General features: G+C 61.9%; 10 protein-coding genes and 1 pseudogene. 3 read left to right on the forward strand and 8 right to left on the reverse strand.

Features of this window, described 5'->3' with window-relative positions; genetic code table 11:
• Positions 1-129: 129 nt before the first annotated feature.
• The 4 genes from ACI2JX_RS23765 to trxA form a co-directional block, all read right to left on the reverse strand.
• Complete coding sequence (locus tag ACI2JX_RS23765; RefSeq protein ID WP_264236832.1) at positions 130-1,098, reverse strand: CDP-6-deoxy-delta-3,4-glucoseen reductase; 969 nt, start codon at positions 1,096-1,098, stop codon at positions 130-132.
• Entirely contained in the window at positions 1,098-2,564 is a 1,467-nt protein-coding gene (gene ubiD, locus ACI2JX_RS23770; protein ID WP_186555830.1) for a 4-hydroxy-3-polyprenylbenzoate decarboxylase, read from the reverse strand. Before ubiD ends, ACI2JX_RS23765 begins: the two co-directional genes overlap by 1 nt.
• Positions 2,565-2,728: 164 nt before the next feature.
• On the reverse strand, positions 2,729-3,988 hold the full coding sequence (gene rho / locus ACI2JX_RS23775; RefSeq protein WP_119146917.1) for a transcription termination factor Rho: 1,260 nt from the start codon (positions 3,986-3,988) through the stop codon (positions 2,729-2,731).
• A 414-nt stretch (positions 3,989-4,402) separates the two neighbouring features.
• Positions 4,403-4,732 carry a thioredoxin TrxA gene (trxA, locus tag ACI2JX_RS23780; RefSeq protein ID WP_186555829.1) on the reverse strand — a complete coding sequence of 110 codons (330 nt, stop codon included), beginning with the start codon at positions 4,730-4,732 and terminating at the stop codon, positions 4,403-4,405.
• A gap of 243 nt (positions 4,733-4,975) precedes the next feature.
• Between trxA and ppx the strand changes: the two genes are divergently transcribed.
• Positions 4,976-6,478 (forward strand): exopolyphosphatase, encoded by a 1,503-nt coding sequence (ppx, locus tag ACI2JX_RS23785; protein ID WP_264236835.1) that lies wholly within the window; start codon positions 4,976-4,978, stop codon positions 6,476-6,478.
• Here ppx and ppk1 read toward each other — a convergent pair.
• Together ppk1 and hemB are read right to left on the reverse strand one after the other, a co-directional pair.
• The gene (gene ppk1 / locus ACI2JX_RS23790) at positions 6,465-8,720 is read right to left on the reverse strand and encodes a polyphosphate kinase 1 (RefSeq protein ID WP_404691109.1); all 2,256 of its coding nucleotides are present in this window, start codon (positions 8,718-8,720) and stop codon (positions 6,465-6,467) included. The genes ppx and ppk1 overlap by 14 nt on opposite strands.
• Positions 8,721-8,739: 19 nt before the next feature.
• Positions 8,740-9,750, reverse strand: a complete 1,011-nt coding sequence (gene hemB, locus ACI2JX_RS23795; protein WP_186555826.1) for a porphobilinogen synthase — start codon at positions 9,748-9,750, stop codon at positions 8,740-8,742.
• 207 nt (positions 9,751-9,957) lie between these two features.
• Between hemB and ACI2JX_RS23800 the strand changes: the two genes are divergently transcribed.
• Complete coding sequence (locus tag ACI2JX_RS23800; protein ID WP_186555825.1) at positions 9,958-10,602, forward strand: DedA family protein; 645 nt, start codon at positions 9,958-9,960, stop codon at positions 10,600-10,602.
• A gap of 501 nt (positions 10,603-11,103) precedes the next feature.
• Here ACI2JX_RS23800 and ACI2JX_RS23805 read toward each other — a convergent pair.
• Positions 11,104-11,730: pseudogene (locus ACI2JX_RS23805) on the reverse strand (sterol desaturase family protein); the annotation flags it as partial.
• A 113-nt stretch (positions 11,731-11,843) separates the two neighbouring features.
• Between ACI2JX_RS23805 and elbB the strand changes: the two are divergent.
• On the forward strand, positions 11,844-12,512 hold the full coding sequence (elbB, locus tag ACI2JX_RS23810; protein WP_404691110.1) for an isoprenoid biosynthesis glyoxalase ElbB: 669 nt from the start codon (positions 11,844-11,846) through the stop codon (positions 12,510-12,512).
• A 108-nt stretch (positions 12,513-12,620) separates the two neighbouring features.
• Here the strand turns inward: elbB and ACI2JX_RS23815 are convergent, their stop codons facing one another.
• Positions 12,621-13,073, reverse strand: coding sequence for a YaiI/YqxD family protein (locus ACI2JX_RS23815; RefSeq protein ID WP_264236839.1), 453 nt, complete (start codon positions 13,071-13,073; stop codon positions 12,621-12,623).
• Positions 13,074-13,177: the final 104 nt, after the last annotated feature.

The raw sequence follows: 13,177 nt of genomic DNA on the forward strand, positions 1-13,177 counted from the left end.
AACTACGGGCCCTGCAAGCGATTGCACGGTATTGTTTCGAGTATAGTGAAAGTTATTGGCTGCGGCGGTAACAATTTACCGCCTTATAATCATCGCCGGACACTTTGGTTATTAGCGTCGACTAACTATTCAGTTGCGCGGGGCATAGGCGAACACATCGGCACGCATGCGGTGCGCATCCATGCCGGCTTCAACCAACGCATCGAGCGTGGCATAGACCATATTTGGCGAACCACTGGCATACACGTGCACATCGTTGAGGTCGGCGATGTCTTCGCAAACTGCCTCATGCAGCATGCCGCAACGCCCTTCCCAGCCACACAGGTCACTGACGACCTTGTGCAGGAACAGGTTGGGCAGGCGCTGCCACTCATCCCAGTGCTCGATCTGGTAGAAGTCTTCCGGACGACGCACGCCCCAGTACAAGTGCACCGGGTGCTTGAAACCATTGGCCCGGCAGTGCTCGACCAAGCTGTGCATCTGGCCCATGCCGGTGCCGGCGGCGATCAGCACCAGTGGCCCATCGGGCAGCTCGGCCAAATGTGCATCGCCAAACGGCAGCTGGATACGCGCAATACCATCGCGCTGCAATTGCTCGATCAGCGCCACGGCACTGGCTTCGCGCGCCAGCACGTGCAGCTCCAGATCGCGCCCGCCATGCGGTGCAGAGGCCAGCGAGAAGGCTGCCTTGTCGGCGCCGTCGCGCTCGATCATCAGGTATTGGCCGGCGTGGTAACGCGGCGGCTTGCCGGCCGGAGCGCGCAGGCGCACGCGCCAGACGTCGCCGCCCACCTCGACGCACTCGCTCACCGTGCAGGCCAAGGTGCGCACCGGCAGTTCGCCCAAGGCAAGTACACCGTCCCAGAGCAAGATACAGTCCTCCAGCGGCTCGGCGATGCAGGTGAACAGCTCGCCGTGATCACGCACTTCACCGTCCTGGCGCACCCGCCCTTCCACCAGCAAGGCAGCGCAGACGTGGCAATTGCCGTTGCGGCAGCTGCTCGGACAGTCGTAACCCAGGCGCCGGGCGCCATCGAGAATCCTTTCACCGGGTTCAAGCGCCAGTACCGCCCCGGACGGCTGCAACGTTACCTGCATCAATCTATTCCCAACTGATCCCACAGCTCATCGATACGGCGGGTGACGGCATCGTCCTTGACGATGACTCGGCCCCATTCGCGTGTAGTCTCGCCCGGCCACTTGTGCGTTGCATCCAGGCCCATCTTCGACCCCAGCCCCGATACCGGCGACGCGAAGTCCAGGTAGTCGATTGGCGTGTTGTCGATCATCACCGTATCACGCTTGGGGTCCATGCGCGTGGTGATGGCCCAGATTACGTCGTTCCAGTCGCGGGCGTTGACGTCGTCGTCGGTAACGATAACGAACTTGGTGTACATGAACTGTCGCAGGAACGACCAGACACCCAGCATGACCCGCTTGGCATGGCCTGGGTACTGCTTCTTGATGGTCACTACCGCCATGCGGTACGAGCAGCCTTCGGGCGGCAGGTAGAAGTCGATGATCTCTGGGAACTGCTTCTGCAGGATCGGCACGAACACTTCGTTCAGCGCAACGCCAAGGATCGCCGGCTCATCCGGTGGACGGCCGGTGTAGGTGCTGTGGTAGATCGGATTACGCCGGTGGGTGATGCGCTCGATGGTGAACACCGGGAAGCTGTCCACCTCGTTGTAGTAACCGGTGTGGTCGCCGTATGGGCCTTCGGGGGCCATCTCGCCTGGGTGAATCACCCCTTCCAGGATGATTTCCGCAGTGGCCGGCACCTGCAGGTCACTGCCACGGCACTTGACCAGCTCGGTACGGTTGCCGCGCAGCAGGCCGGCGAAGGCGTATTCGGAAAGGGTGTCAGGCACCGGGGTCACAGCGCCAAGAATGGTCGCCGGGTCCGCGCCCAGTGCTACCGCCACCGGGAATGGCTGGCCAGGGTGCTTCTCGCACCACTCGCGATAGTCCAAAGCGCCGCCACGGTGGCTCAGCCAACGCATGATGACCTTGTTCCGGCCGATCACCTGCTGGCGATAGATGCCCAGGTTCTGGCGTTCTTTGTTCGGCCCGCGGGTGACGGTCAGGCCCCAGGTGATCAGCGGCGCCACATCGCCCGGCCAGCAGTGCTGGATCGGCAGCTGGCTGAGGTCGACGTCTTCGCCCTCGACCACGATTTCCTGGCATACCGCATCTTTGATGACCTTGGGCGCCATCGACACGACTTTCTTGAAGATCGGCAGTTTCGACCAGGCGTCCTTGAGCCCCTTGGGCGGCTCGGGCTCTTTGAGGAAGGCCAGCAGCTTGCCGATTTCACGCAGCTCGTCGACCGATTCGGCGCCCATGCCCATGGCCACCCGCTCCGGGGTGCCAAACAGGTTGCCGAGCACTGGAATGTCGAAGCCGGTAGGCTTTTCGAACAGCAACGCCGGGCCCTTGGCACGCAAGGTGCGATCGCAGACTTCGGTCATTTCCAGGACGGGTGAAATCGGAACCTGGATGCGCTTGAGTTCGCCGCGCTGTTCCAAGCCACGGATAAAGTCGCGCAAATCGCGATACTGCATGCGTGAGCCTCGTGTTGGCCGTATCGGTCGGGGTGCAGAGTGTAGCGCTGATCAAGCCGTTTTAGGATGCAAAAATGACTTGGGGCCGCTGCGCGACCCTTCGCGGGCTTATCCGCGAAGGACTGCGCAGCAGCCCCAAATCATCAGCCTGTGGAACGAATCGCTTACTTGCGCTTCATCGACAGGAAGAACTCATCGTTGGTCTTGGTCTGCTTGAGCTTGTCAGTCAAGAACTCGATGGCGGCGATCTCATCCATCGGGTGCAGCAGCTTGCGCAGAATCCACATGCGCTGCAGCTCGTCGTCAGCGGTCAGCAGCTCTTCACGACGGGTGCCCGACTTGTTGATGTTGATGGCTGGGAACACGCGCTTCTCGGCGATGCGGCGATCCAGCGGCAGCTCCATGTTGCCGGTACCTTTGAACTCTTCGTAGATCACTTCGTCCATCTTCGAGCCGGTTTCAACCAGCGCGGTGGCGATAATGGTCAGCGAACCGCCTTCCTCGATGTTACGCGCAGCACCGAAGAAGCGTTTTGGCTTCTCCAGGGCGTGAGCATCGACACCACCGGTGAGGACCTTGCCGGAGCTTGGGATCACGGTGTTGTAGGCACGCGCCAGACGGGTGATCGAGTCGAGCAGGATGACCACGTCTTTCTTGTGCTCGACCAGGCGCTTGGCCTTCTCGATGACCATCTCGGCAACCTGCACGTGGCGGGTCGGCGGCTCGTCGAAGGTGGAAGCGACTACTTCGCCGCGCACGGTGCGCTGCATTTCGGTCACTTCTTCCGGGCGCTCGTCGATCAACAGCACGATCAGGTGGCACTCGGGGTTGTTACGGGTGATGTTGGCCGCGATGTTCTGCAGCATGATGGTCTTGCCCGCTTTTGGCGGGGCGACGATCAGGCCGCGCTGGCCTTTGCCGATCGGCGCGCAGAGATCGATGACGCGGCCGGTCAAGTCTTCGGTAGAACCGTTACCGGCTTCCATCTTCAGGCGCTTGTTGGGGAACAGCGGCGTCAAGTTCTCGAACAGGATCTTGTTCTTGGCGTTTTCCGGACGGTCGAAGTTGATCGTGTCGACCTTGAGCAGCGCGAAGTAACGCTCCCCTTCCTTCGGCGGGCGGATCTTGCCGACGATGGTGTCGCCGGTACGCAGGTTGAAACGGCGGATCTGGCTAGGCGAGACGTAGATGTCGTCTGGGCCGGCCAAGTAGGACGCATCAGCCGAACGCAGGAAACCGAAGCCATCCTGGAGAATCTCCAGCACGCCGTCACCCGAGATCTCTTCGCCGCTTTTCGCGTGTTTCTTCAACAGGGCGAAAATCACGTCCTGCTTGCGCGAACGGGCCATGTTTTCGATGCCCATCTGTTCGGCCATTTCCAGCAGATCGGTAATCGGCTTTTGCTTGAGTTCAGTCAGGTTCATAAGGGGAGTGACGTAATCATGTAAGAAGGGAGGATTAAGCTTCTGGCTTAATGAAGCCGCGCCGCAAGATTGGCGACAGGATCGCGTACTGATTCGAATTAGGGATGCGTCGGCGACGGCGTGCAGAGGGCACTGAAGAAGCAGTGCGAGGCCGAATGTAACACTTGCTTTTTTCGGCGTCTAGTGCTCGAAAAAAGAAAAGCCCCGCATTTTCGTAATGCTGTTCACTAAGATTTTGGGGCCGCTTTGCGGCCCTTCGCGGGCAAGCCCGCTCCCACAAGGATAGCGCTTAACGTGAGAAGGCGCTAAACCTGTGGGAGCGGGCTTGCCCGCGAAGGGCTGCAACGCAGCCCCAAAACAAACGACACACAGTTTAAGTGAACAGCACTACCGCATTTGCGGGGCTTTTTCACATCAGATGTTTGCGTCGAGGAACGCAGCCAGCTGAGATTTGGACAGCGCGCCGACCTTGGTCGCCTCGACGTTGCCGTTCTTGAACAGCATCAGCGTCGGGATACCACGCACGCCGTGCTTGGCCGGGGTTTCCTGGTTGTCGTCGATGTTCAGCTTGGCGACGGTCAGTTTGCCTTGGTAGGTCGAAGCAATGTCGTCCAGGACTGGAGCGATCATCTTGCACGGGCCGCACCATTCAGCCCAGTAGTCGACCAGCACCGGGCCTTCCGCCTTCAGGACTTCAGCCTCGAAGGTGGCGTCGGTGACATGTTTGATCAGGTCGCTGCTCATGGATATCTCCAGGTTCGTAAGCAAAAAACGTGGCCCATCATAGCCGCACCGGCCGCCTACAGGAAGTCACGCTCGATTGAGTGTAACTATAGTTGTGCAAGACGCCACGAATCGAAACTGTCATATCAGTGTCATAAGATTCGTTGCCCCTTTGCTTTGCATCAAGCCTTGCCTTGCCGCGCGTTGGCGTCAGCCCGCGATCGTGGCACGATTGCCGGGTTATCGACCGAGAATCTCGAAATCATGCCGCAGAACTCCGCGAAGAACCTGTCCTTGATCGCCGCCATCGACCTTGGCTCCAACAGTTTCCATATGGTCGTGGCCAAGGCCCACCACACGGAAATCCGCATTCTTGAGCGCCTTGGAGAAAAAGTTCAGCTGGCTGCGGGCATCGACGAAGAGCGTCGCCTGAGCGAAGAAGCCATGCAGCGTGGCCTCGAATGCCTCAAGCGCTTCGCCCAGCTGATCAACGGCATGCCCGATGGCGCAGTGCGCATCGTCGGCACCAACGCCCTGCGCGAAGCGCGCAACCGCAACGAATTCATCCAGCGCGCCGAGGCCATTCTCGGCCACCCGGTAGAGGTCATCTCTGGCCGTGAAGAGGCGCGCCTGATCTACCTCGGTGTGTCGCACACCCTGGCCGACACCCCCGGCAAGCGCCTGGTCGCCGACATCGGCGGCGGCAGCACCGAGTTCATCATCGGCCAGCGCTTCGAACCGCTGCTGCGCGAGAGCCTGCAGATGGGCTGCGTAAGCTTCACCCAGCGCTATTTCCGCGACGGCAAGATCACCCCAGCGCGCTACGCCCAGGCCTACACAGCCGCGCGCCTGGAGCTGATGAGCATCGAAAACGCCTTGCACCGCCTGACCTGGGATGAAGCCATCGGCTCCTCGGGCACCATCCGCGCCATCGGTGCGGCGATCAAGGCCGGTGGTTTGGGCAATGGCGAGGTCAATGCCGAAGGGCTGGCCTGGGTCAAACGCAAGCTGTTCAAGCTGGGCGACACCGACAAGATCGATTTCGAAGGGGTCAAGCCGGACCGGCGCACCATCTTCCCCGCAGGCCTGGCGATTCTCGAGGCGATCTTCGATGCCCTTGAGCTGCAGCGCATGGATCACTGCGACGGCGCCCTGCGTGAAGGCGTGCTGTTCGACCTGCTCGGCCGCCACCATCATGAAGACGTGCGCGAGCGCACCCTCAATTCGCTGATGGAGCGTTATCACGTCGATCAGGGCCAAGCGGCCAGGGTCGAGCGCAAGGCGCTGCACGCGTTCGATCAGGTCGCCAAGGACTGGAACCTGGAAGAGGGCAATTGGCGCGACCTGCTCGGCTGGGCGGCGAAAGTGCACGAAGTGGGGCTGGATATTGCCCACTATCACTACCACAAGCACGGCGCCTACCTGATCGAGCACTCCGACCTGTCCGGTTTCTCCCGCGAAGACCAGCAGATGCTGGCCCTGCTGGTGCGCGGCCACCGCCGCAACATCCCCAAGGACAAGTTCGCCGAGTTCGGCGACGAAGGCATCCAGCTGATCCGCCTGTGCGTACTGCTGCGCTTTGCCATCCTGTTCCACCACATCCGCGGCACCCAACAGATGCCCAAGGTGGTGCTCAAGGCCGGTGCGAACAGCCTTGAAGTGGTCTTCCCGGAGGGTTGGTTGGAGCAGAACCAGCTGACCCAGGCCGACTTCGCCAATGAGGCGGAGTGGCTGGCCCGGGTCGGCTTCGTCCTCAGCGTACGTTGAGGACCGGGTTGCTCAGGCGCTCGAGCAGGGTCGCCTGGGCACTGCGCGGATTCTGGTTGCCGGTCGGCGTGCTGCGCACATAACGACCGTCGGACTGCAAGGTCCAGGCCTGGGTGTTGTCGGTCAGGTAGCTTTCCAGCTCCTTCTTCACCCGCAGCAGCAACTTCTTGCCTTCGACCGGGAAGCAGGTCTCGACCCGCTTATCCAGGTTGCGCTCCATCCAGTCGGCACTGGACAGGAAGATCTGCTCTTCGCCGCCATTGAGGAAGTAGAACACCCGCGTGTGCTCCAGGAAGCGGCCGATGATCGAGCGCACCTGGATATTGTGCGAAACCCCCGGAATACCTGGACGCAAGCAGCACATGCCACGCACTACCAGATCGATGCGCACGCCCGATTGGCTGGCCTTGTACAGCGCGCGAATGATCTTCGCGTCGGTCAACGAGTTGAACTTGGCGATGATGTGCGCAGGCTTGCCCTCGAGCGCGAACTGGGTCTCGCGGGCAATCATGTCGAGCATGCCCTTCTTCAGGGTGAACGGCGCGTGCAGCAGCTTCTTCATGCGCAGGGTCTTGCCCATGCCGATCAGCTGGCTGAACAACTTGCCGACGTCTTCGCAAAGCGCGTCATCCGAGGTCAGCAGGCTGTAGTCGGTGTACAGACGGGCGTTACCGGCGTGGTAGTTGCCGGTACCCAAGTGGGCGTAGCGAACGATCTCACCCTGCTCACGGCGCAGGATCAGCATCATCTTGGCGTGGGTCTTGAAGCCGACCACACCATAGATCACCACCGCGCCCGCGGCTTGCAGACGGCTAGCCATCTGCAGGTTGGACTCTTCGTCGAAGCGCGCCCGCAACTCGATCACCGCCGTGACCTCCTTGCCGTTACGCGCCGCGTCCACCAGGGCGTCGACGATTTCCGAGTTGGCGCCGCTACGGTACAAGGTCTGGCGCACGGCAAGTACGTGCGGGTCCTTGGCGGCCTGGCGCAGCAGGTCGACCACCGGCGTGAACGACTCGAACGGGTGCATCAGCAGGATGTCCTGCTTGCTCACCACGCTGAAGATGTTCTCGGCGTTTTGCAGCAACTTGGGGATCGCCGGGGTGAACGGCATGTATTGCAGCTCTGGATGGCTATCCAGGCCGGTAATGCTGAACAACCGGGTGAGGTTGACCGGGCCGTTGACCTGATACAGCTCGCTCTCGCTCAGGCTGAACTGCTTGAGCAAGTAGTCCGACAGGTGTTTGGGGCAGGTATCGGCCACTTCCAGGCGCACGGCATCGCCGTAGCGGCGCGAGAACAGCTCGCCACGCAGCGCCCGGGCCAGGTCGTCGACCTCTTCCGAATCCAGCGCCAGGTCGGCGTTACGGGTCAGGCGGAACTGATAGCAGCCCTTGACCTTCATGCCCTGGAACAGGTCATCGGCGTGGGCGTGGATCATCGACGACAGGAACACGAAGTTGTCGCCGCTGCCGCCGACCTCTTCCGGCACGCGGATCACCCGCGGCAGCAAGCGCGGCGCCGGGATGATCGCCAAGCCCGAGTCGCGACCGAAGGCATCGACCCCCTCGAGCTCGACGATGAAGTTCAGGCTCTTGTTCACCAACAGCGGGAACGGGTGGGTCGGGTCGAGGCCGATCGGGGTGATGATCGGCGCGATCTCATCGCGGAAGAAGCGCCGTACCCAGGTCTTGAGCTTCGGCGTCCAGTGGCGGCGACGAATGAAGCGGATCTGGTGTTTTTCCAGCTCCGGCAGCAGTACGTCGTTGAGGATCGCGTATTGGCGATCCACCTCGAAGTGCACCAGCTCACTGATTCGCGCCAGCGCCTGGTGCGGCTGCAAGCCGTCGGCGCCGGCCTGTTCACGGGCAAAATTGATCTGTTTCTTCAGGCCCGCAACGCGGATCTCGAAGAACTCGTCGAGGTTGCTGGAGAAGATCAGCAGGAACTTCAGGCGCTCCAGCAGCGGGTAGGACTCATCCAGCGCCTGCTCCAGCACGCGGATGTTGAACTGCAGCTGGGAGAGCTCGCGATGAATGTACAGGCTGCTGTCGTCCAGGCTCGGCACGTGAATCGCCGGCGCCGGCGCGGGGGCCGGGGCTGGCGCTTCGACCGGCTGCTCAGCGACCTGCTCGGCCACAGGCACGGCAGCAACGGGCAAGTCCGGTGGCGTCTGGGTCAGCTCCTGCGGCAGCGCCTGGGCATCCTTGATCTCGACAGGGGTAAGCACTTCGTTATTCATCTGACGTTCCTGGAGGGCGTTACTGCCCTCTCAACAATTGAGCGGCGCGAACGGCGAAATAGGTGAGGATGCCATCGGCGCCAGCGCGTTTGAAAGCGGTGAGCGATTCGAGGATCACCGCTTCGCTGAGCCAGCCATTCTGGATGGCCGCCATGTGCATGGCGTACTCGCCGCTGACCTGATAGGCAAAAGTCGGCACTTTGAATTCGGCTTTGACCCGGTGGACGATGTCCAGGTACGGCATGCCCGGCTTGACCATGACCATGTCGGCGCCTTCGGCGAGGTCGGTGGCCACTTCGTGCAGGGCCTCGTCGCTGTTGGCCGGGTCCATCTGGTAGGAGGCCTTGTTGGCCTTGCCCAGGTTCAGCGCCGAGCCGACCGCATCGCGGAACGGGCCATAATAGGCGCTGGCGTACTTGGCCGAGTAGGCCATGATGCGCACGTTGACGTGGCCAGCCACTTCCAGGGCTTCACGGATCGCCCCCAGGCGGCCGTCCATCATGTCCGACGGGGCAACCACTTGGGCGCCAGCTTCGGCATGCGACAAGGCCTGGCGTACCAGTGCGTCGACAGTGATGTCGTTCTGCACGTAGCCCTCTTCATCGAGGATACCGTCCTGGCCGTGGGTGGTGAACGGGTCGAGGGCGACGTCGGTGATCACCCCCAGTTCCGGGAACTGCGCACGCAGGGCGCGGGTAGCGCGCTGGGCAATGCCCTCCGGGTTCCAGGCTTCGGCGCCGTCGAGGGACTTTTTCTCGACCGGCGTCACCGGGAACAGTGCCAGTGCCGGAATCCCCAACTCTACCCAGCCTTGCGCGGCTTCCAGCAGCAGGTCGATGGACAGGCGCTCGACGCCTGGCATGGACGGCACTTGTTCACGGCGATTTTCCCCATCCAGCACAAACACCGGCAGGATCAGGTCATCGACGGTCAGGGTATTTTCGCGAACCAGGCGACGGGAAAAATCATCCCGGCGGTTGCGACGCAGACGGGTGGCAGGAAACATACGGTTGGCGGGGGTAAAGCTCACGGCAGACTCCTGAGCCCACGCAGGCGGGCAGCGCGACAGTTATAAGCGGCCATTATGACGCCTGTGTTACACCCAAGGGCAACCCTGCGACTTGTGGCCGCAGGCATTCTCCTCGTCGGAAATGTTCACGTCGAGACACATTTGGACACTTTCATGAATGCGCGCGAAGGGGTAGGCTGCGCGTTCATTTCGCCAGCACCCCAGAAAATGCTTCAACAATTCCTGCAGGATTTCGGCTACTTCGCCCTTTTTCTCGGCACATTTTTTGAAGGTGAGACCATTCTGGTGCTCGCGGGATTCCTTGCGTTCCGTGGATACATGGACATCAACCTGGTGGTGCTGGTGGCGTTCTGCGGCAGCTATGCCGGAGACCAGCTGTGGTACTTCATGGGCCGCCGCCATGGCCGCGCGATCCTGGCACGCAAGCCGCGCTGGCAAGCAATGGGCGACCGGGCGCTGGACCATATTCGCCGCCATCCGGATATCTGGGTGCTGAGCTTCCGTTTCGTCTACGGCCTGCGCACGGTGATGCCGGTGGCAATCGGCCTGTCGGGCTATCCGCCCAGGCGTTACCTGCTGCTCAACGGCATTGGCGCAGCGGTGTGGGCCTTGGCCCTGGGCGCGGCCGCCTACCACTTCGGCGCCATCCTCGAAGGCCTGTTGGGCAATGTGAAGAAGTACGAGCTATGGGTGCTCGGCGGCCTGCTGGTGCTGGGCCTGCTGCTCTGGCTGCGGCGGCGTTTCCGTACCCTGCGCGCGGAGCGCAAGGCGGCGGCAGCAGACCAGGCCGCCGAGGCTGAGCAGGCTGTAGCCCAGCAGCAAAAACCACGCGAGGGGCGTGACGGTCACTAAACCGAGTGCGCCGGCCAGGTACAGCGCCGGCCCATTGGCAAGCAGCCGCGCCAGCTCCAGGCGCGCGCCCCACGGTCGATTCTCCAGGGCCACGCCCAGCACGAACAAACCGAACGCCATCACTGTCCAGCCCAGCGCCAGGGCGGTGCTGCTGACCTGCTCGGCAACCTCCATCAGGTAACTGCCCAATGCCACGTAGACCACGAACTGCGCGGCGACATACACCTGCTGCGCCTGGCCCAAGGGAATCTCGAATTTGCGAAAGCTGGCCAGGTCCTGCTTGGCCTGTGGATAAGCCTGCGCGACATCGGCCGGGCGCCAGCCGGTGGGCATGAACCAGATGCGCAGCTTGTCCCACACACTGCGCGTGCGCCGGGCATCGTTCCACAACTGGGCATAGAACTGCAGGTTGGCCCACAGTGGATTCCAACTGGCCAGCGGCGTGGTCACGCCAAAGATCACCGGCTCACGCGGGTCCTCTTCCTGGAAGGTGCCGAACAAGCGGTCCCAGAGAATGAACACGCCGCCGTAGTTACAATCCAAGTACTGTGGATTCTGCGCATGGTGAACGCGATGGTTGGACGGCGTGATCAACACCCATTCGAGCCAACCCAACTTGGGAATGTGCCGGGTGTGCACCCAGAACTGGTACAGCAGGTTCAGCGACGCCACGGTGATGAATACCAGCGGCGGTACGCCGAGCAACGCCAGGGGCAGGTAGAAGATCCACGAGAAGAGAAAGCCGCTGCTGGTCTGGCGCAGGGCGGTGGTCAGGTTGTACTCCTCGCTCTGGTGATGCACCGAGTGCGCGGCCCACAGCACATTGCGCTCGTGGCCCAGGCGGTGCAGCCAGTAGTAGCAGAAGTCGTACAGCACGAACGCCAGCAGCCAGACCCACCAGGCCTGCCCAGGCAAACGCAACAACGCCAAGTGCTCCCAGGCCAGTGCGTAAGTCACCAGCCCAACTCCCTTGGTCAACAATCCGGTGCTGGTCGACAGCACCCCGGTGCTGAGGCTGTTGATCGAGTCGGCCAGACGATAGTTGCGCTGACCGCGCACAGAGTCGGCGATCAGCTCCACCGCGATCAGCACGAAGAAAAACGGCACGGCCAGCAGAATCAGGTCCATGGGCAGCGATCTCAGGCGTTATCCAGACAGATTAGCCCCGCCCTACAGCAACCCCTATGGCCACATCTGCCAAACTAGAGGACATTTAGTGCCTCGACACTGGAGTAATGAGCATGACAAAAAAAGTTGCGGTGATTCTTTCCGGTTGCGGCGTCTATGACGGCGCTGAGATCCACGAAAGCGTGATCACCCTGCTGCGCCTCGACCAGCGCGGTGCCCAGGTACAGTGCTTTGCGCCGAACATCGCGCAGATGCACGTGATCGATCACCTGACCGGCGAACAGATGCCCGAGACACGCAACGTGTTGGTGGAGTCGGCGCGCATCGCCCGTGGTGAGGTCAAGGATATCCGCGAAGCCGATGTCAAAGACTTCGACGCGCTGATCGTGCCGGGTGGCTTTGGTGCCGCGAAGAACCTCTCCAACTTTGCCGTAGAAGGTGACAAGTGCACCGTGCAGCCAGATGTCCTGGCCCTGGCTGAAGCCTTTGCCGAGGCCGGCAAGCCGCTCGGGCTGATCTGCATCTCGCCTGCCTTGGCGGCGAAGATCTACGGGCCAGGCGTGGTCTGCACCATTGGTAACGATGCCGACACCAGCGCGGCGGTGGTGAAGATGGGCGGCACCCATGAAGAGTGCGACGTGCACGACATCGTCGAAGATACCCAGCGCAAGCTGGTGACTACGCCGGCCTATATGCTGGCCAAGTCGATCAGTGAAGCGGCGGGTGGCATCTACAAGCTGGTGGACCGGGTGCTGGAGCTGACTCACGAAGGTGACAATTAAGCAGCCGCATGCGCGTGGGGGCGAGGAGGCTATCGCGGGGCAAGCCCGCTCCCACGCAAGCCCGCATACACGGACATTGCCGCGCAACGCGCTGCACGATGCTGTTGACTAGGCTTTGGACAAACGGGTCAGGATGCGGTCGAGGGAATTGGCGAATTCCTGCTTCTCGCGCTCGCCATACGGCGCCTGGCCACCGCTGACCTGGCCCTGCTCGCGCAGCTCGGTAAACAGGTTGCGCACAGCCAACCGGTCGCCCATGTTGCGCTCATCGAACTCGCGGCCACGCGGGTCGAGCGCGGCCACGCCTTTCTTGATCAGGCGGTCGGCCAGGGGAATATCACTGCAAATCACCAACTCGCCCGGCACGGCGTTTTCGACCAGGTAATCGTCGGCTGCATCCGGCCCGCTGGGGACCACGATCAACCGGACACAGGCGAACGCCGGCTTGATCTGCGCCTGGCCGGCGACCATCACCACCTCCAGCTTACGCTTGAGGGCGAATTTGACGATCAGGTCCTTGGCCTGCTTGGGGCAGGCGTCGGCATCGATCCATATACGCATTGCGGGTGTTCCATTGCTTCAGACAAGGCATTCATAGTGCCAGATCCGCGGGACCAGCGCGCTCCTACAGGCCCAGTGAGCCCCCTGTAGGAGCGGGCTTGCCC

It is taken from the genome of Pseudomonas sp. NPDC088890, assembly GCF_044900155.1.
GTDB classification, from domain to species: Bacteria; Pseudomonadota; Gammaproteobacteria; order Pseudomonadales; family Pseudomonadaceae; genus Aquipseudomonas; species Aquipseudomonas urmiensis.

Coding starts and splice junctions, on each gene's coding strand:
- ACI2JX_RS23765 (WP_264236832.1), bottom strand. CDS start 1,098: ATGCAGGTAACGTTGCAGCCGTCCGGGGCGGTACTGGCGCTTGAACCC.
- ubiD (WP_186555830.1), bottom strand. CDS start 2,564: ATGCAGTATCGCGATTTGCGCGACTTTATCCGTGGCTTGGAACAGCGC.
- rho (WP_119146917.1), bottom strand. CDS start 3,988: ATGAACCTGACTGAACTCAAGCAAAAGCCGATTACCGATCTGCTGGAA.
- trxA (WP_186555829.1), bottom strand. CDS start 4,732: ATGAGCAGCGACCTGATCAAACATGTCACCGACGCCACCTTCGAGGCT.
- ppx (WP_264236835.1), top strand. CDS start 4,976: ATGCCGCAGAACTCCGCGAAGAACCTGTCCTTGATCGCCGCCATCGAC.
- ppk1 (WP_404691109.1), bottom strand. CDS start 8,720: ATGAATAACGAAGTGCTTACCCCTGTCGAGATCAAGGATGCCCAGGCG.
- ACI2JX_RS23800 (WP_186555825.1), top strand. CDS start 9,958: ATGCTTCAACAATTCCTGCAGGATTTCGGCTACTTCGCCCTTTTTCTC.
- elbB (WP_404691110.1), top strand. CDS start 11,844: ATGACAAAAAAAGTTGCGGTGATTCTTTCCGGTTGCGGCGTCTATGAC.
- ACI2JX_RS23815 (WP_264236839.1), bottom strand. CDS start 13,073: ATGCGTATATGGATCGATGCCGACGCCTGCCCCAAGCAGGCCAAGGAC.